Origin of the sequence: Sinomicrobium weinanense, assembly GCF_018863395.1 — a bacterium.
GTDB classification, from domain to species: domain Bacteria; phylum Bacteroidota; class Bacteroidia; order Flavobacteriales; family Flavobacteriaceae; genus Sinomicrobium; species Sinomicrobium weinanense.
On record NZ_JAHKRR010000001.1, the window covers coordinates 1,060,717 to 1,079,525 of the forward strand.

The 18,809-nt window shown below is 46.6% G+C and carries 14 protein-coding genes; 8 read left to right on the plus strand and 6 right to left on the minus strand.

Annotated elements, in window-relative coordinates; all coding sequences use genetic code 11:
* Positions 1-23 precede the first annotated feature (23 nt).
* Positions 24-362 (minus strand): hypothetical protein, encoded by a 339-nt coding sequence (locus tag KN811_RS04610; RefSeq protein WP_187966230.1) that lies wholly within the window; start codon positions 360-362, stop codon positions 24-26.
* 307 nt (positions 363-669) lie between these two features.
* Between KN811_RS04610 and KN811_RS04615 the strand changes: the two genes are divergently transcribed.
* Positions 670-1,578: an NAD(P)/FAD-dependent oxidoreductase gene (locus KN811_RS04615; protein ID WP_187966229.1), complete on the plus strand. Its 909-nt coding sequence runs from the start codon at positions 670-672 to the stop codon at positions 1,576-1,578.
* Between the two features lie 33 nt (positions 1,579-1,611).
* Here KN811_RS04615 and KN811_RS04620 read toward each other — a convergent pair whose 3' ends face one another.
* The 3 genes from KN811_RS04620 to KN811_RS04630 form a co-directional block, all read right to left on the minus strand.
* Positions 1,612-2,199 (minus strand): NAD(P)H-dependent oxidoreductase, encoded by a 588-nt coding sequence (locus tag KN811_RS04620; protein ID WP_187966228.1) that lies wholly within the window; start codon positions 2,197-2,199, stop codon positions 1,612-1,614.
* An 84-nt stretch (positions 2,200-2,283) separates the two neighbouring features.
* Positions 2,284-3,099: a helix-turn-helix domain-containing protein gene (locus tag KN811_RS04625; RefSeq protein ID WP_187966227.1), complete on the minus strand. Its 816-nt coding sequence runs from the start codon at positions 3,097-3,099 to the stop codon at positions 2,284-2,286.
* Positions 3,100-3,575: 476 nt separating this feature from the next.
* Complete coding sequence (locus KN811_RS04630) at positions 3,576-4,430, minus strand: DUF2911 domain-containing protein (RefSeq protein ID WP_187966226.1); 855 nt, start codon at positions 4,428-4,430, stop codon at positions 3,576-3,578.
* A gap of 197 nt (positions 4,431-4,627) precedes the next feature.
* On the opposite strand from KN811_RS04630, the gene KN811_RS04635 reads away from it, so the two are divergent.
* The 4 genes from KN811_RS04635 (at position 4,628) to KN811_RS04650 (ending at position 9,868) form a co-directional block, all read left to right on the plus strand.
* On the plus strand, positions 4,628-5,044 hold the full coding sequence (locus KN811_RS04635; RefSeq protein ID WP_187966225.1) for a thiol-disulfide oxidoreductase DCC family protein: 417 nt from the start codon (positions 4,628-4,630) through the stop codon (positions 5,042-5,044).
* 207 nt (positions 5,045-5,251) lie between these two features.
* Positions 5,252-6,787 carry a sulfatase gene (locus KN811_RS04640; protein WP_187966224.1) on the plus strand — a complete coding sequence of 512 codons (1,536 nt, stop codon included), beginning with the start codon at positions 5,252-5,254 and terminating at the stop codon, positions 6,785-6,787.
* Between the two features lie 29 nt (positions 6,788-6,816).
* Entirely contained in the window at positions 6,817-8,409 is a 1,593-nt protein-coding gene (locus KN811_RS04645; protein WP_187966223.1) for an arylsulfatase, read from the plus strand.
* A 28-nt stretch (positions 8,410-8,437) separates the two neighbouring features.
* Positions 8,438-9,868 carry an arylsulfatase gene (locus KN811_RS04650; RefSeq protein ID WP_187966222.1) on the plus strand — a complete coding sequence of 477 codons (1,431 nt, stop codon included), beginning with the start codon at positions 8,438-8,440 and terminating at the stop codon, positions 9,866-9,868.
* Here KN811_RS04650 and KN811_RS04655 read toward each other — a convergent pair.
* Both KN811_RS04655 and glmM read right to left on the minus strand, forming a co-directional pair.
* Positions 9,865-11,367: an aminotransferase class V-fold PLP-dependent enzyme gene (locus KN811_RS04655; protein ID WP_187966221.1), complete on the minus strand. Its 1,503-nt coding sequence runs from the start codon at positions 11,365-11,367 to the stop codon at positions 9,865-9,867. The two genes, KN811_RS04650 and KN811_RS04655, sit on opposite strands and share 4 nt — an antisense overlap.
* 50 nt (positions 11,368-11,417) lie before the next feature.
* Positions 11,418-12,815, minus strand: a complete 1,398-nt coding sequence (gene glmM, locus KN811_RS04660) for a phosphoglucosamine mutase (RefSeq protein WP_187966220.1) — start codon at positions 12,813-12,815, stop codon at positions 11,418-11,420.
* 371 nt (positions 12,816-13,186) lie between these two features.
* On the opposite strand from glmM, the gene KN811_RS04665 reads away from it, so the two are divergent.
* From KN811_RS04665 to KN811_RS04675, 3 genes are all read left to right on the plus strand, one after another.
* On the plus strand, positions 13,187-13,774 hold the full coding sequence (locus KN811_RS04665; protein ID WP_187966219.1) for an acyl carrier protein phosphodiesterase: 588 nt from the start codon (positions 13,187-13,189) through the stop codon (positions 13,772-13,774).
* A 70-nt stretch (positions 13,775-13,844) separates the two neighbouring features.
* Positions 13,845-15,542 (plus strand): gamma-glutamyltransferase, encoded by a 1,698-nt coding sequence (gene ggt, locus KN811_RS04670; RefSeq protein ID WP_187966218.1) that lies wholly within the window; start codon positions 13,845-13,847, stop codon positions 15,540-15,542.
* A 227-nt stretch (positions 15,543-15,769) separates the two neighbouring features.
* Positions 15,770-18,556 carry an outer membrane beta-barrel protein gene (locus KN811_RS04675; protein WP_187966217.1) on the plus strand — a complete coding sequence of 929 codons (2,787 nt, stop codon included), beginning with the start codon at positions 15,770-15,772 and terminating at the stop codon, positions 18,554-18,556.
* The last annotated feature ends 253 nt before the right edge of the window (positions 18,557-18,809 follow it).

Consider the following 18,809-nt stretch of genomic DNA (forward strand, 5'->3'; position numbering starts at 1 on the left):
AAATCGATAAAACCGGAAAGAAGTTATGCCATGGGAGGTCTGAACAAGTCGCCTAAATGAGGGTTCGGGTGCAGGCTTTTTTGAGAATTGATCCTGGAATGGGGAATATATTGTGTGATGCCTACCGGTGTATACATCCGTGTTGGAATAAATACGGAATGGGCAACACCGGGGTCGACCGTTTTAAAAGGAAGTTGCATATCACGGTCGTCATCCTCATCGTTGAAATCCTCTCCCCAGTAATGCATGGCAAGGAAATCGACAAACCCCAAGTCTCCGCAATTTTTCTGGTGTTCCGTATAGTGCTGGAACAAAACAGGAACTTTGAACAATTGCTGAAAGAGGCAACTGTTTGCGCTCATCAGAAAAACGAGTATGTATACATACCATCGGGTCACGATACAAAAATAAGCGCCCGTGTTTTATAAACAAAATTCAGAAAGGAAAATCGTACCGTGAAGATTTACACCAGGGTGTTGAAAAATCCGGGGCCTCAAAATTTTTCTGAGCTCACCGGAACTTCCGGGCCGGGAAAACTTTGAAAATCTCCTTGTACTTTAACAAATTTTACAAATGCAACAATATTGCATTTAATAATTTTATGTTACCTTTGCCGAAGAAAGAAGAAGAATCAACCTCTTTAACCCCATATCCTGAAACACTATTCCTATGAAAAAACAACATTGTTTTGAAGCTATTATCGTCGGCGGAAGCTATGCCGGTTTATCGGCAGCCATGGCCCTGGGAAGATCACTCCGGGAAACACTGGTTATCGACAGCGGAAAACCGTGTAACCAGCAAACGCCTTATTCCCATAATTTTATTACCCACGACGGTGTTCCTCCCGCCATGATCTCAGAGAAAGCCCGGCAACAAGTACTCCAATACGATACCGTAACTCTTGAACAGGGCCTTGTTACCAAAGTGGCCCCACAGGGTAACGATTTCCAGGTAAAACTCGAAAATGATGTTGTTTACTACGGAAAAAAGCTACTGTTTGCCACCGGGGTCAGGGATATTATGCCATCCATAAAAGGATTTGCAGCATGCTGGGGTATTAGCGTACTTCATTGTCCCTACTGCCACGGTTACGAGGTCAGAAATGCCAAAACCGGGATACTGGCTAACGGGGAAGCGGCATTTGAAGCCTGTAAACTCATCCGCCACTGGACCGACAACCTTAGCCTGTTCACCAACGGGAAAGCGGAACTCACCGAAGAACAGACCCAACTCATACACAAACTCGGCATAGAGATCATCGAGAAAGAGGTCTCAGAATTAACACATGTCAACGGACAGTTGAAAAGTATTGTTTTCCGCGACACCACCGATCTTGAAGTGGAAGCCATCTACGCCCGTCCGGCTTTTGAACAGCATTGTAAAATCCCTGTGGAATTGGGATGCAAACTCACCGAACACGGACACCTGGACGTAGATTTCCTGGGAAAAACTTCTGTTCAGGGCATCTTTGCAGCCGGGGACAACACCACTCCGATGCGTTCCGTTTCGGTAGCCGTGGCAGCAGGTACCAAGGCAGGTGCAATGATAAATCTGGAACTGATAAATGATGCCCTGTAACAAAATGATGTAGGGGCGCAATGTATTGCGCCTCTATGACGACATGGCAGGGATATATACCTCCAGCATCGCAATTGTCCATCGCTCTATATCTTCGGGGGTAGCCTTGTCGGCCCTGTCAAAATAAAAATGTTGCCGGACATCCAGCCCGCAATACGTATAGATCCCTCCGTCAGATGTCATCGAAAGCGCCTCATCCATTCCGGTTTCCCTGTATTCTTCAGCAGACTTTCCCTGAGTGTTGATGATCACGGCCTGTTTTCCCCTCAATAACCCTTTCTGCACTCCCTGGTCGTAGCGGTAAGCAAAGCCATAGCTGAAGACCCGGTCTATATATCCCTTTAGAATGGCAGGCAGGCCCGTCCACCATATCGGATGAATAAAAGTAATACAGTCAGCCCAGCAAATATGGTCCTGCTCTACCCTTACATCATCCGCGACTGTTCCTTTTCGCTGCCCCACAAGATCATCACGGGACAGGACCGGATTAAACGAAAGTTCATATAGATCTCTTACCCGGATCTCATGGCCGGCGTTCAGCAAATATTCCTCAAGATTTTGTTTAAAGAAAGCATTAATACTTTCCGGATTCGGATGTGCATAAATGATCAAATGTTTCATTTTTTCTACTTTTAAGAAACTATCTAAGTTTAACGTTGTAAAAGTAGAACAGCCTTGTCTCCCAGAATTGTATGAAAACGAAAACTAGCCGACCGGGTTGCAGATCTCCTGCTGGAATTTGAGATACCGTGTCGGGGTGAGATCGAGGTAGTGTTTAAAGTCCCGGATCAGCTGGCTCTGGTCGTAATAGTTGCACTGGTGGATGATGTCAAACCAATTGACACCGGAAGCACTGGTAATTCCCTGCTGCACCATTTCCACAGCTTTTAAAAAACGATAATACCGCCGGATCTCTTTTGCAGAATATCCCAGGTATTTCCTGTGCCATAATTGCATGTTTCTTTCGGTCTGCCCTGTTTCTTCGGCCAGCGTTTTTATGACATCCAGGCTTTTATCGTCAAAACTGGCAAGGCGCCCGATCACCGGGTTCCTCTTTTTTAAATAAGGACGGCAAAAATCAAGAATAAAATTTACCCGGAGGTCTGTATCCGGAAGAGTGTTCAGTTGTTCCCACAAATCGGAAAAACAGCCCTCCCCGGTCAGTGCATCCGGATCTGATCTCAGGTTTTCCGCGATCATGGCATTACCGAAAAAACGATAGAATGCATCGTCCCTGAAATTCACCACTAATATTTCCGAACCCGGGGGCAGGGTATATTCAAAAGCTCTTTTTACCGGCCCCAGGGCCAGGCACTTTCCCGTCTCTATTTCCTCATCTCCGGACTGCAACAGGGCCTTCGTACCAAAATTAAAGATCAGTATGGTCTGATAAGAAGGTAGCAAACGCCTTCTCACAGCATTCCGGGAAGTATTCTCTGCAACATAAAAATGAGAAAAAACCTCCTCGAATTCGGGCGGAACAGGGATTCGGTAAGCGTTATATTCCGACTGGTCCTTCATGAATAAAACTTTATTGCGGTATATCGTTAGATACTTGTATTAAACCCAAAAACAAATGGTCCCTGACTTCGTGACCTCTGTGAAAAAACCAGTGGTCTCCCGGCTTTATTTTACCACAAAGCAGGCACAAAGTACACAGAGAATTATATAGAAATAAAACTCGAAAACTTCAATTTTTTCTATTTTAGTGACCGTTAGAATAACGGCTCCCGCATTATCGCTGCCCTATGATCCGAAACAGTCCAAATAAAGCCTCTTATGACTTTTCCCAAAAAAGAGGTTATCTTATAAAAAATCTTATAATCCGTCATGCGGAACTTGTTTCGGCATCCCATCATGTTGATCAGACAATCATCATGAGACCCTGAAACGACCCTTCGACTTTGCTCAGGGTAAAAGTTCAGGGTGACGTAAAGACTATTTTTATAAGACAACCTCTTTAATTCACAAACATCCTTATAAAAAGGAGAGCAACCCTACATGGCACCCCATTCCTTGAGGGAATCTTTATTCATTTTCACATAGTCGGGATTATTGGCTTCTTCAGCAGCTGCCAGGGATTGTTTGGCAGCTTTGATGGCTCCTTTTTTGTCTCCTGCTTTGTGATAGATCAGCGCCTTTTGTCTCAGCATCCAGAAAGGTACCTTTCCTTCTTCCTGCATTCCCACGGCTTTGTCTACCCATTCCTTTGCTTTTTTGATATCCTTGCCTTCCTGAAAGTAATACATGGCTGATGAAAAATAATCCCTTGCAGAAGGCCCATTCAGTGCATCTTCTATGCTTGCCATGGCTTTCTTTTCGGTAGGGACCTCTATCTTTACCCCTACATAAGTGCGTTCCCAAAGTATATCGAGCATGGCAGAATTATTGGTGATATCGCCGAACAATATGGTAAAAGATTCGATGTCAAACGGTAAACTTTCAGTAGAGACCGTGGTTTTCAGGGCAACTTTACTGTCGTCCCATTTTTCCGGGTTGCCCCAGTTATTGGCATCTGAATAAAAGATCACATCCCATGAAGAAGCATTGGGCACGGTGTAAACGGCATAAGTTCCTTTTTTGAGGGCCTTGCCTCCTATCTTTACATCGTCGCTGAAAGTTATCTTCGTATTTTCATTGGCCCCGGTACGCCAGACCTCTCCGTAGGGTATCAGGTCTCCCATAATAGTCCGTCCGCGCATGGCCGGACGGGAATACTCCAGGGTAATATCGGTCAGCCCCACCCGCTGTTCGATTTTCGCCGAAGGGCTCGGTTGGGGGGTTTGTACCTGTGCAGTAATGGCAAACGAGGCGAAAAGAATACCACACAGCGTTAAAATCTGTTTTTTCATAGTAGTTGTCATTGAATTAGTTGTTAAGTTGATAAAAAATTCGTCATAAAGATAATGAAGAAATACCATTTTTCGGTATTCAGTATTCAGTATATGATGCAGATCACCGATCACCGAATACCGATCCCCCCTCTACTCCCCCCAGGTGATTTTTTTACCCTATCTTTGATATTGTAAATCTTCCGTTACAGATCGATATGGATACCCTGGAAAAAAATAAAAAACTCATCCTTTTTGACGGTGTATGCAACCTGTGCAACAGCTCTGTTCAGTTTGTCATCAAAAGAGATAAAAAGGATATCTTCCGGTTCGCTGCCCTGCAAAGCGAATTAGGACAAAAACTGCTTAAAGAACGCGGTATCATCCCCGATAAAACTGATTCCATTATTGTTATTGAACCGGACGTGGCCTATTACACCAGGTCGCAAGCCGCCATAGAGATAGCCTCGGAGATGGGCGGCGGATGGCCATTGCTGCGTATCTTCCAATACATACCCCGGCCCCTGAGAGACAGTCTCTATAACCTCATTGCCAAAAACCGCTATAACTGGTTTGGAAGAAAAGACCAGTGTATGATCCCTACCCCCGAACTTAAAGCAAAGTTTTTGGGATAGTTTTATTTATTTCTTTTCCTAATTCGTTCAATATGCATCGTCTTTTTTTTAGAAAACATATTTTTAGTATATTGTTCTCGAACACATATTTATTTTCCGGTGAAATAAAAATCATATGTCCTTGGATAAAACAGCATTAGGCAGGTTTTCTGTACAACGCACACCGCTGAACATTCAACTCTTAATCTTCATTTAAACTGAAAGAACATGAAGAAATTTACTTTTATGCTTCCGGTGCTTCTTTTACATTTTGGTATGCCGTGGCATATATGGCCCCAGGCGGAGAAAAAACCGAATATCATTGTATTCCTGGTAGATGATATGGGCTGGCAGGATACTTCTGTGCCTTTCTGGGCCAGGGAAACCCCGCTCAATAGGAAGTATCATACGCCCAATATGGAACGGTTGGCCAGGCAGGGCATGAAATTCACGAATGCTTATGCCACTTCGGTCTGTACCCCTACCAGGGTCAGTATGCTTACCGGAATGAATGCAGCCCATCACAGGGTTACGAACTGGACATCTCCGAAAGCCAATAACAACACTGATTATCCGGATCAGCAATTCGGCCCGGCCGACTGGAACTTTAACGGGTTAAGCCCGGCCCCCGGAGTAGACCATACCATCTACGCCACGCCTTTACCGCAATTACTAAAAAAAGCCGGGTATTACACCATACATATAGGAAAAGCACATTTCGGTTCGGACGGCACCCCGGGTTCTGATCCCCTTAACCTGGGATTTATGGTCAACATAGCCGGGCATGCCGCAGGCCATCCCCAAAGTTACCTGGGAGAAAAAAATTTCGGTAATATTCCGGGAAAGGCCGGCTGGCAGGCGGTACCCGGACTGAAAGAATATCACGGAAAGGATATTTTCCTTACGGAAGCACTTACACAGGAAGCCATCAGGGCCATTGAAAAACCCGTAAGCGAAGAACAGCCGTTCTTTTTGAATATGGCCCATTATGCCGTACACGTTCCTTTGGATAAAGACAAACGGTTCTACAAAAAATATATAGCAGCCGGACTGGAAGAAAAGGAAGCGCGATACGCAGCATTAATCGAAGGCATGGACAAAAGTCTGGGAGACCTGATGGATTACCTGAAAGCCCGGAAAATCGAAGACAATACGGTGATCATCTTTATGAGTGACAATGGCGGGCTTAGCCTTGCACCACCCCGTGGCGGTGTACCGCATACCCATAATTTGCCCCTGAAAGCGGGAAAAGGCTCGCTATATGAAGGCGGAATACGGGTTCCCATGATCGCAAAATGGAAAGGGAAAATCAAGGCCGGTACCGTGACAAAATACGGTGTTATGATAGAAGATTATTTCCCTACCATATTGGAAATAGCCGGAGTTACCTCTCCGAATACTGTACAGCAGATCGATGGGAAAAGTTTTGTCCATATGCTGAAAACTCCTGCTTTAATTGATTCTACACGTACGTTTATCTGGCATACTCCCAATAAATGGATCCCCGATAACGGCCCCGGCATAAATTACAAAAGTGCCATAAGGCAAGGGGCATGGAAATTAATTTACAATATGCGAAACAGGAGCCTGGAACTCTATAACCTGCACGAAGATCTCGGGGAAACTACCGACCTGGCGGAGCAATATCCGGAAAAGGTAAAACAATTGTCCGCATTACTCAGCAAACAACTGCGTGAATGGAAAGCTCCCATGCCCCTGATCAAAAACAGTGGCCGGTCTGTTCCCCTTCCCTCGAAGCCATGAATTAATCCTGTGTCAATAAAAATAAAGTCATGACCCGATCCCTCACAAAAATACTGTTGACCGGAAGTATAGCAACATGCTTACTGTCCTGCAATGAAAAACAAAAAACAAAAGAAACAGTTCCCCCCAACATTATATACATTCTTGCGGACGACCTGGGCTACGGAGAAGTCGGAGCATACGGACAGAAAAAAATAGAAACACCCAATATCGATGCCCTGGCTTCTAAAGGCATGCTGTTCACCCAACACTACACGGGGGCTCCCGTATGTGCCCCTGCACGTTATAGCCTCTTAACCGGTAAACATATGGGGCATTCTTACATCCGGGGAAATGACGAATGGGGAGAGCGAGGCGATGTAAAGAACTATCTGGCCACCATCCGGGATTCTACTCTCGAAGGCCAGCGCCCCATGCCCCTGAATACAGCCACCATTGCTCATATGCTTAAGGAAGCCGGGTACACTACCGGGATGGTCGGGAAATGGGGGCTTGGTGCTCCACATACTGAGTCTGTCCCCAACAATATGGGCTTCGATTACTTCTACGGCTTCAATTGCCAGCGGCAGGCACATACCTACTATCCGGTACACCTGTACGAAAATAAGGAGAGGGTATATCTCAGCAACGATACTGTTCCACCCCATACCGGGCTCCCTGAAAATGTAGACCCCAATAAGGAAGGCAGCTATGCCATGTACACCTCAAACGATTATGCACCTGAGCTGATGTTTAACAAGGTTTCCGCATTTGTAAAACAGAATAAGGACCGTCCTTTCTTTATGTACTGGGCAGACCCTGTTCCCCATGTTCCTTTACAGGTACCAAAAAGATGGGTAGATCATTACATCCAAAAATTTGGCGAAGAAAAACCCTATACCGGGGACAAAGGGTATTTTCCGAATAAAAATCCACGGGCCACCTACGCCGCTATGGTTTCTTATTTTGATGAAAATATCGGAAAACTGATCGCACAACTAAAACAGGAAGGCCTTTACCAAAAAACTATTATTATTTTTACGTCAGACAACGGTCCCACTTTTAACGGAGGATCGGATTCGGAATGGTTTGAAAGTGCCGGGCCTTATAGCAGTATACGTGGTCGCGGTAAAGGTTTTTTATATGAAGGGGGCATACGTATCCCGATGATCGCTTCCTGGCCGGGCAACATAAAAGCGGGTACAAAAACCGACCTGCCTTCAGCCCAGTACGATGTTATGGCCACACTTTGTGAGCTCACGGGACAGGCACCTCCGAGGGAAACGGACGGTATCAGTTTTTTACCAACCCTCCTGGGTAAAGAAAACGAACAACAAAAACACGATTTTCTATTCTGGGAATACCCGGAATACGGCGGACAGGTTGCCATCCGTATGGGAGACTGGAAGATCCTGAGGCGTGACCTTATGGATGCGGAAAAGGCGACCCTGGAGTTGTATAACCTAAAGACCGATCCCCGGGAAGAGCACAATGTGGCCGGCCAGCATTCGGAGATCGTTAAAAAAGCGGAAGCTATTTTTAAAGAACAGCATTCCGACGCCGAAATAAAAAAATTCAGGATCCCATTGATCGAAAGCGGGTTGCTGAACAAAACCGAATATGCATCATCCAATGACCTGTAATCCTGTAAAAGTTTTAAACCGATCAAAAATGAAATACAAAGCCAATATTTTGTTTTCCGTGGGAAGCGCACTGTTTATATTGCTTTCCTGTAACACCAAACCCAAAACACAGAAAGAAGAAAGATCCGCGGAGCCCTCCCGCCCCAACATCATTTTTATCCTGGCCGATGACATGGGCATAGGCGACCTGGGATGTTACGGGCAGGAATACATCAAAACACCCCATATAGACCGGATGGCATCGGAAGGGATGCGTTTTACCCAATTCTATGCCGGGAGCACTGTTTGTGCTCCTTCGCGTGCCAGCCTCATGACCGGGCAGCATACCGGTGTTACCCACGTCAGGGGCAACGGCGAGTTCCCGCTCCTGGAGACCGATACTACCGTAGCACAACTGCTTCGTCAGCAGGGATACTCCACGGCCATGTACGGCAAATGGGGCCTCGGGCTGGAAGGCACAGCGGGAGAACCACAAAAAAAGGGATGGGAACACTTTACCGGACACCTGCATCATGTAGATGCACACTACCAGCGCCCCGATTCCCTCTGGAGGCTGAAAGACGGAAAGCTGCAAAAATTCGCCACCCCGGAAAACAGTTACAGCAACGAAATATTTGCACAGGACGCGCTGCAATTCATCAAACAACAGCCCGAAGACAAACCTTTTTTCCTCTACCTTTCCTTTACCATTCCCCATGCCGAACTGGTCGTGGCCAACGAATATATGCAGCCCTACCTGGACGATAAAGGAGAAAGTGTGTTCACGCCCGAAACTGCGCATCCGGACGGTAAGCACTATGGCCCGCAACCCTATCCGAAAGCGGCCTATGCAGCCATGGTAAGCAGTATTGACCATTATACCGGGCAGGTATTGCAACAACTCAGGGAAAAGGGAATTGATAAAAATACCCTGGTTATTTTTTCCAGCGATAACGGTACCCACGTGGAAGGAGGCCGGAGTATGGACGACGTGGCTTTCTTTAACAGCAGCAGCAACTATAAAGGTGTAAAAAGGGATATGTACGAAGGCGGGATACACGAACCGTTTATTGTCCGCTGGCCCGGACAGGTAAAACCCGGACAGGAAAGCGATCATATTGCGGCTTTCTGGGATGTATTGCCCACACTGGCCGAACTGGGAGGTGTGGAAAAAACCCCGGAAAATATCAACGGTATTTCTTTCGTTCCGGAATTATTGGACCAGGGAAAACAGCCGCAACACGAATATCTCTATTGGGAATTTTACGAACAGGGTGGTAAGCAGGCCGTACGCAAGCAAAACTGGAAAGCAGTTCGCCTCAATATCAAAAAAGACCCGGATGCTCCCATAGAACTATACGATCTCTCCGCAGATCCGGCCGAAACGCAGAACATAGCAGACAAACATCCCGATATTGTCGCAGAAATGGAAAACATCATGCAGGAAGCACATACGCCCAGCCCCCTGTTCTCCTTTTAAAGTTCAAACCAGGACTGAACCCGGGCTTTTGCAGCGGTAGCGTATGATTTGTGGAGAAATTCGTTTTTGGATTTGTCATATACATAGTCCGCTCCCCATTCCCGGTGATTTTCGGCCAGGGCCTTGATGCTTTCACAGGTATATCTTATTTCCTCACAACTCAGTGTAGGATGAATGGACATCCGTATCCATCCCGGTTTTTTGATGAGGTCTCCAAGGGATATCTCCTCAACCAGTTTATTCGAGGTTTCCTGGTCCACATGCAGCAGGTAGTGCCCGTAGGTGCCTGCACAGCTACATCCACCGCGGGTTTGTATGCCGAACCTGTCGTTCAGTAGTTTAACCCCAAGATTGTAGTGCAGGTCATCGATAAAAAAGGATAAAACCCCCAGTCGGTTCTTGTGTTGCGAAGCAAGTATCTTAACATTGGGCACATCCGAAAGAAAATTGAACACCTGCTCCAGAATCTCGTGTTCCCGGTCCAGGATATGCTGCACGCCCATCTGTTCTTTCAGTTTTATGGACAGGGCTGTTTTAATGGCCTGCAAAAAGCCGGGGGTACCCCCGTCTTCCCGTTCTTCGATATTCTCTATGTACTTGTGTTCTCCCCAGGGATTGGTCCAGGTCACCGTACCTCCCCCGGGAGAATCGGGGATCATATTCTTGTATAGTTTTTTATTGAACAGCAACACTCCAGAAGTCCCCGGTCCTCCCAGGAACTTGTGAGGTGAAAAGAAGATCGCATCCAGATAGGCCTCTTCATCCTCCGGGTGCATATCTATGGATACATAGGGTGCAGAACACGCAAAGTCCACAAAACAAACCCCGCCGTGGCGATGCACCAGCCTGGCAATATCGTAGTAAGGGGTTTGTAGGCCGGTCACGTTGCTACATGCTGTTACAGATGCTATTTTGAGCGGCCTGTCCTGATACTTTTCGAGCAATGCTTCGAAGTTTTCCATGCAAAACAGCCCGTCTTCACCGGCAGGGATCACTTCCACTATGGCCATGGTCTCCAGCCAGGAGGTCTGGTTGGAGTGATGTTCCATATGGGTCAGAAAGACCACCGGGCGCATATCGTCGGGGATATCGGTGTGTTTCCTGAGGTTTTCCGGGACCTTTAGTCCGAGAATACGCTGAAACTTGTTGATCACCCCGGTCATTCCGCTTCCGGACATGATCAGTATATCGTCTTCCCTGCCGTTTACGTGTTCCTTAATGATATGCCTTGCTTCATGATAGGCCAGCGTCATCGCCGTTCCCGATACGGTAGTTTCGGTATGTGTATTGGCGACAAAAGGGCCGAAATCCTGCAACAGCTTTTCCTCGATCGGGCGGTACAATCGTCCGCTGGCCGTCCAGTCTGTGTAAACAATGCGTTGTTTGCCATAGGGCGACTCAAATTCCTGGTCGATGCCCACCACATTGTCCCGGAACGGCTTAAAATACGCTTCGAGTTCCGTCCGGAATATTTTCGGGCCTTCCGCTGTTGCTATCATGATTTGTCGTTTATGATTTTATAGTTGCAGGTTCAATCAATCTGAAATCATCAAGATTTTATTGATACAATATTCTCAATCTCCCTGATTATTTTATCTGCAAGGGTATCGGCTTCCGACTGACTCTTGGCTTCGGTATAGACCCTGATAATTGGCTCTGTATTTGATTTCCGGAGGTGTACCCAGTTTTCGGGAAAATCGATCTTTACTCCGTCTATGGTCGATATATCCTCATCTTTATATTTTTCCTTCATGGCCGATAAGATGGCGTCCACATCGATCTGCGGGGTAAGCTCGATCTTTTTCTTGCTCATAAAATACGCAGGATACCCGGCCCTGAGCTCGCTTACCGGAATTTTTTTCTCGGCCAGGAGCGACAGGAAAAGGGCTACACCAACCAGGGCGTCCCTGCCGTAATGCAGTTCGGGATAAATAATACCGCCATTACCTTCTCCGCCTATCACGGCATCAGTTTCCTTCATCAATACCACTACATTGACTTCTCCAACGGCACTGGCTTTATATTCTCCGCCATGTTTCAGGGTAATATCGCGCAGCGCCCTGGTCGAAGACATATTGGATACCGTATTTCCAGGCGTCTTGCTCAACACATAATCTGCACAGGCCACCAGGGTATATTCTTCTCCGAACATTTCGCCATCCTCACTTATAAAAGCAAGACGATCCACATCGGGGTCTACCACTATTCCAAAATCGGCTTTTTTCTTCACCACCAGTTCCGAAATATCGGTGAGGTGTTCCTTCAATGGTTCGGGGTTATGCGGAAAATGCCCAGTAGGGTCGCAATAGAGTTCCGTGACCTCTACTCCCAGGCGTTCCAGCAAACGGGGAATGGCAATTCCCCCGGTAGAGTTCACTCCGTCTACCACCACGTGGAATTTTGCCGCTTTAATCCCTTCGCGGTTCACCAATGGCAGTTTTAGCACTTCGTCGATATGCATGTCGATATAGGCTTCGTTGAGGGTTACTTTCCCAAGGTCGTCCACTTCTGCAAATTCAAAATTTTCGGCTTCGGCGAGTTCCAGTATCCTGGCTCCGTCTGCCGCGCTCAGAAACTCCCCTTTGTGGTTTAGCAGCTTCAGGGCATTCCATTGTTTCGGGTTGTGGCTGGCCGTGAGGATAATTCCCCCGTCAGCGTGTTCCAAAGGCACGGCCACTTCTACTGTGGGCGTGGTGGAAAGATCCAGTTTAACAACATCAATCCCCAGGCCTGTCAGGGTTTGAATGACCAGTCCCTGGATCATCTCCCCGGATATCCGGGCATCCCTTCCTATAACGACTTTCAACTGATCTTTGCCCCGGTTTTCTTCCTTCAGCCAGGTGCCATAAGCTGCTGCAAACTTTACGGCGTCTATCGGTGTCAGGTTATCTCCGGGAACTCCCCCTATGGTCCCGCGTATTCCGGATATGGATTTTATTAATGTCATTTTTCAGTATTGATTTTTTATATTTTGACTTCTGTTTCCTCTTGTCAGTTTCCGGTTATTTGGTCCGCAAATAGAGCAGAAATATATCGGAAAAACAGAACAAATATACAATTATATGTACAGAGACTGTCTAAGTTTTATCCTTTGGTTCTTTTATGCGTCTTTTTCCGCCATGCTTCGGCTGCGCTCAGCAACCGTACTTCAGCTATTTTTCGTCACGTAGCTTTGGCTATGTGCCTCAAAATACCTTCGCATGACAAAAAAATACACTATAAAATATTCCAAAAACAAAATTTAGACAATCTCTTACCATTTTTGCGAAAAAAGGAATTCCCCAATCATGGCGAAAGGTTTTTTTGTATTTTCGGGAAATGAACTTTTTAGCACATATCTATCTTTCCGGTGAAGACGAATTTATCCGGATCGGAAATTTCATTGCCGACGGCATCAAAGGAAAAAAATACCGGGAATTTCCCGAAAAAATACAGCAGGGAATAATCCTGCACCGGGAGATCGATTCCTTTACCGATCATCACCCGGTAGTAAGGCAAAGTACAAAGAGGTTACACGCCAATTACAGTCATTACAGCGGGGTCATTGTAGACATGTATTACGATCACTTCCTGGCCCATAACTGGGAGCAGTATTCCGACATTCCGCTGGAGGCCTTTGCGGAAGATTTTTACGAAATGCTTCAAAGGAATTATGACATTCTTCCGGAAAGGACCAAAAACATGATACCATACATGATAAAGGACAACTGGCTGGTAGGCTATGCCTCCCTGGAGGGTATGGACCGGGCCCTGACACAAATGAACCGGAGAACATCCTACAAGGCCCATATGGACCTGGCAGTAAACGATCTCCGGGAACACTACAAGTACTTTGAAAACGAATTTACCGAATTTTTTAAAGAGTTGATTATCTTTACAAAATCAAAGCTGGCCGACCAGCCATAAAACGGAAAACAGAACGGGACAAGGGAAAGAAGAATGAAAAAAACCGTTTAACCAAAAACCTTACCTACAAATGATAAAAACATACACAAGGGCCTGCCTGTTCGTTCTGGGCATTTTTCTTTTTGTCGGTTGTAAGACCAAACATGTCCGCACTACGGGACTGGTTACTGAAAAAACCATGATCGTATCGGCCCGTGAAGAGGCCTCACAGATCGGGGCAGACATCCTCAGAAAGGGCGGGAATGCCTTCGATGCCATGGCTGCAACACAGCTTTCCCTTGCCGTAGCCTTCCCCTTTGCCGGAAATCTCGGCGGTGGCGGGTTTATGGTTTACCGAAAGGCAGATGGAGAGACCGGCTCTCTGGATTTCAGGGAAAAGGCACCTCTTGCCGCGCATAAAGACATGTACCTGGACAGCCTGGGCAACGTCATTCCCGGCAAAAGTACCCTGGGCGCCCTGGCCGTAGGTGTACCGGGCTCGGTAGCCGGAGTCTTTGAAACACATCGCAAACTGGGCTCCCTGCCCATGAACGAGATCCTGGAACCTGTCATTGCCCTGGCCGAAAAAGGTGTTGTGGTCACGGAAAAACAGGAAAGAAGCCTTAACCGTTACCGCGACCTCATTATTGAAGTAAATGGCGACAGTACGCTCTTTGCCACTCCTTTCAAAAAAGGCGATACCATAAAATACCCCGCCCTGGCCCGGACGCTTAAAAGAATACAAAAAGAAGGAAAAGACGGCTTTTACCGTGGGGAAACTGCCCGAAAACTGGCCGCGCTAATCCAAAGTAAAGGCGGACTCATCACGGAGGAAGACCTGGCAAAATACGAAGCCAAATGGAGGACCCCTACGGTGTTCAACTATAAAGACCTCACGGTTATTTCCATGTCCCCACCCAGCAGCGGTGGGGTTACGCTGGGGCAGATCATGAAGATGATCGCTCCCTATCCCCTGGAGGCGTACGGACATAATTCCGTTAAAAGCATTCAGGTCATTACGGAAGCCGAACGCAGGGCTTATGCCGACCGGAGCTATTTCCTCGGGGACCCGGATTTTGTAGACATCCCGCAACCCACCCTGTTGGGCGAAAGCTACCTGCGCAAGCGGATGCAGAACTTTTCTTTTGATCGCGCCACTAAATCCTCTGAAGTTTCTCACGGAGACATCCAGGTCGTGGAAAGCGATGAAACCACACACTATTCGATCGTGGACGCTTATGGAAATGCCATTTCTGTAACCACCACCCTCAATGGGGCCTATGGTTCCAAGCTATACAGTGACGGGCTCGGCTTTTTCCTCAACAATGAAATGGACGATTTCAGCGCCAAACCCGGGGTGCCTAATATGTTTGGGCTTACCGGGGCCGAAGCCAACAGCATCGCACCAGAAAAACGCATGCTCAGTTCCATGACGCCAACCATTGTGGAAAAAGACGGAAAACTGTGGATGGTAGTAGGGACTCCCGGAGGATCGACCATTATCACTTCGGTACTCCAAACCATACTCAATGTATACGAATACGATATGGGCATGCAGGAAGCTGTCAATGCCCCCCGGTTTCACCATCAATGGTTACCGGATACCATTACTTTCGAACCCGGAGCTTTTTCTTCCGGAATACTGGATAGCCTGAAACAGAAGGGCTATCTCATTAACGAAAACCGTACCCCTATCATCGGCAAGGTCGATGCCATCCTGGTATTGCCCGACGGCAGGCTGGAAGGCGGTGCGGATAAAAGAGGTGATGATACAGCAGCGGGATACTGATCCTGTTTATGCCGCACCTGTCCCGGAAAGCCTAAAAGCCGGTTTTTCCGGGAGTCAAATGTTAAAATACTTTCCCCATTAAACCCAAGCTCTTTATCCCGGTCTAAACGTCGGGAAACGGGTCATTAAACTTCTGTTAAATTGTATTAAATTATATATAACAGAATAGGAAAAACCCGATTTTACCAGTAATATAGCTAAGAATTTTAACCAACAGTCGCCGTATAATGTATTACCGAACCGTACTTGCTTCCATGGCCTTGCTATGGACCACGTTTTTATTTTCCCAAAACACCGTTGATATCCGCGGAACGATCATCGATGCTGCAGATCAATCTCCCCTGGAATCGGCAACGGTGTATCTCACTACCCAAAAGGATTCCACGGTACTGGATTATACCATAAGCAACCGGAAAGGTTCTTTTTCACTCGAAGTCCGTAAAACAGATCAGCCGGCATTTATCAAAATTTCTTTTATCGGTTATAAGCTGTATTCCAAATCGCTCGAAAACCTGAATTCTTCCGTAGATCTGGGCACCATTACACTTGCAGAGAATGCCGATGAGCTGGCAGAAGTTGTAGTACAGGGTGAAGCCCCTCCCATCCAGGTAAAAAAGGATACGCTAGAGTTCAATGCCTCTTCTTTTAAAGTACGGCCGGATTCCAATGTTGAAACCCTGCTGAAACAGCTCCCCGGAGTAGAAGTTGACTCGGATGGCAAGATCACAGTAAACGGCAAGGAGGTGAACAAGGTGCTTGTCAACGGCAAGCCCTTTTTCGGGAAAGACGGCCAGATCGCCACTAAAAACCTTCCTTCAGACATTATTAATAAAATCCAGGTCTCAGACACCAAAACCAAGGAAGAAGAGCTGTCGGGAGAAGAGGCCAGCTCAGACGAAAAGACTATCAACCTCACCATACAAAAGGACAAGAACAAGGGATATTTCGGCAGGGCTACGGCGGGTTACGGTACGGATGAACGCTATGAAGGCAACCTGCTTGTCAACTATTTTAATGACGATCAAAGGATAAGTGTACTCGCCGGATCGAACAACATTAACAGTATTGGTTTTTCCATGGATGAAATATTCGACGCCATGGGAGGCGGAAGGAATGTATGGTCTTCCGGAAGCGGAGGGGTGAATATTAACGGGGTATCGTTCGGGGCCACAGGGTCCGGGATCACTACGTCTCACATCGGGGGGATCACCTATGCCGACGATTTCCTCAACGACAAACTGGAAACAGACGCCAGCTATTTCTATACCCAGACCAGCCGGGAAAACGACAACAGGACGGAACAACAAAACCTCACTCCCGAGGGGCAGTTTACTTCCAATTCTGAAAATACCACAGAGAACGAATCGAGGGATCACAGTTTTAGTACCAACCTGGAATTCAAACCGGATTCCCTGACCACCATCGGCTTCTCTCCCACCCTGAACAAAACCGATTCGGATTTCAGTTCGGAACAGACCCAGTTCTCCGTTGATGAGAACGGTGAGCTGCTCAACGAAAGTGAAGGGATCAACCGCAGTTCCTCCAATCGCGAATCCTTCCAGTCGGACCTTTTTATCGTAAGACGGTTTAAAAGAAAGGGAAGATATCTCAATTTCCGCTTCGGGAACAACAATTCTTCCAACGATTCGGAAGGCCTCAACAAGTCTTCTACCATCTTCCATCAGAATGACGATCCGGACGATATCCGTGATCAAAAGGAATTCAACGAAAACCAGACGGATAACTATTCTTTCCGCCTGAGGTATAACGAACCTATAACGGATTCTCTCAGCCTGACGGCAGGTGTAAGTTATGACAGCAATAAAACGACAACCAGCAGGGAAACCCTCGATTTTGATGAAACCACAGGCAGTTATACCTCCAGGAACGACCCGTTATCCAACTATACGGAGTCCAAAACGGACGCTGTAAACCCAACTGCTGGGCTAAGGATAAGAAAAAAGAACCTCTGGGCACGGATAAACCTCGGAACCAATATTTCCGATTATCGCAACGCCTCACTCTACATGGGCGATCAAACCCGGCTGAAAGAGCAATATATCTACCCGACGGCCCGGGCCAATATACGATATGAGATATCAAAGGGCAAATCGATCTATATCAATTACAATTACAGGGTAAACCTGCCTTCTGCATCACAACTGTTACCCGTGGAGGACCTGTCCAATCCGTTGAGCACTACCATCGGAAACCCGGACCTGAGACCCACAAAAACCCATTCGGTATATTTCAATTTTAACAATTATGATTTTGCCAGCAGATCGGGCATCTTCGCCTACGGAAATTTCGGTTATGACGAGGACAAGGTCGTATCTGTAACCACCTATGACGACAATTTTAAAAGGACCACCACGTATCAGAACCTGAGTGGTACCTATTCCGGGTATGCAGGACTGAACTGGAATGCATCCAAAAAAAAGGAAGAACATACTTTTCGCTATCGACTGGGGGTTAATGTAAACTTTTCCCTGAACAAAGGGATCACAAACAACGAGAATTTCAAAGCCAACAATATTTCCCTGCACCCATCGGCATCCTTTGCCTGGGAATACGGTGAGCTGCTTACTGTGGAGCCCAGCTACAACTTTAATTACAACGAGTCCCGGTACACCAATTACCGCATAGACAAGAGCTCCAATTTCCGACATAATTTCAAGATACAGACCACCTCTTACTGGCCTGAAAATATTGTTTTCGGAAATGATTTCGGGTATACTTACAACTCTAATATTGCCGACGGTTTCCAGAAATCGTTCTGGTTGTGGAACAGCAGTATCGGTTACAATTTCATGAAAGAAAAAATGACCTTTAAAGTAAAAGTGTACGATATCCTGGACCAGAATGTGGGCACCAGGCGCAATATCAGCGACTCCTACATCCAGGACGTCGAAAATACGGTGCTGCAACGATACGTTATGTTTTCACTGAGCTGCAAGCTCGATAAATTCGGAGGAAAGAAACCAAAAAGCAAAAGAAGGTTCTACCGGTTCTAAAAGGTTTTACCGGCATACAAAAAAACACATCCATAAAACAGTATCCAAAAAAGCTGCACTCCTCAACCTGGGGAGAGCTTTTCGGATACTGTTTTTAATTTTCCCTTCGATCTTGTGCCCTGAACATCATAAATTCGTTCAGACCTTTTTCTATTGGCTGTAAACATCGGCATAAATGTCCGGATGGATTGATCTATGTTGGTAATTAATATCGGATAAGATGTTTTTTTATCAGAAACGATTTTATATCTTT

Excerpts from the sequence above, each read along its gene's own strand:
- KN811_RS04610 (WP_187966230.1), bottom strand. The coding sequence starts at position 362 with ATGAGCGCAAACAGTTGCCTCTTTCAGCAATTGTTCAAAGTTCCTGTT.
- KN811_RS04615 (WP_187966229.1), top strand. The coding sequence starts at position 670 with ATGAAAAAACAACATTGTTTTGAAGCTATTATCGTCGGCGGAAGCTAT.
- KN811_RS04620 (WP_187966228.1), bottom strand. The coding sequence starts at position 2,199 with ATGAAACATTTGATCATTTATGCACATCCGAATCCGGAAAGTATTAAT.
- KN811_RS04625 (WP_187966227.1), bottom strand. The coding sequence starts at position 3,099 with ATGAAGGACCAGTCGGAATATAACGCTTACCGAATCCCTGTTCCGCCC.
- KN811_RS04630 (WP_187966226.1), bottom strand. The coding sequence starts at position 4,430 with ATGAAAAAACAGATTTTAACGCTGTGTGGTATTCTTTTCGCCTCGTTT.
- KN811_RS04635 (WP_187966225.1), top strand. The coding sequence starts at position 4,628 with ATGGATACCCTGGAAAAAAATAAAAAACTCATCCTTTTTGACGGTGTA.
- KN811_RS04640 (WP_187966224.1), top strand. The coding sequence starts at position 5,252 with ATGAAGAAATTTACTTTTATGCTTCCGGTGCTTCTTTTACATTTTGGT.
- KN811_RS04645 (WP_187966223.1), top strand. The coding sequence starts at position 6,817 with ATGACCCGATCCCTCACAAAAATACTGTTGACCGGAAGTATAGCAACA.
- KN811_RS04650 (WP_187966222.1), top strand. The coding sequence starts at position 8,438 with ATGAAATACAAAGCCAATATTTTGTTTTCCGTGGGAAGCGCACTGTTT.
- KN811_RS04655 (WP_187966221.1), bottom strand. The coding sequence starts at position 11,367 with ATGATAGCAACAGCGGAAGGCCCGAAAATATTCCGGACGGAACTCGAA.
- glmM (WP_187966220.1), bottom strand. The coding sequence starts at position 12,815 with ATGACATTAATAAAATCCATATCCGGAATACGCGGGACCATAGGGGGA.
- KN811_RS04665 (WP_187966219.1), top strand. The coding sequence starts at position 13,187 with ATGAACTTTTTAGCACATATCTATCTTTCCGGTGAAGACGAATTTATC.
- ggt (WP_187966218.1), top strand. The coding sequence starts at position 13,845 with ATGATAAAAACATACACAAGGGCCTGCCTGTTCGTTCTGGGCATTTTT.
- KN811_RS04675 (WP_187966217.1), top strand. The coding sequence starts at position 15,770 with ATGTATTACCGAACCGTACTTGCTTCCATGGCCTTGCTATGGACCACG.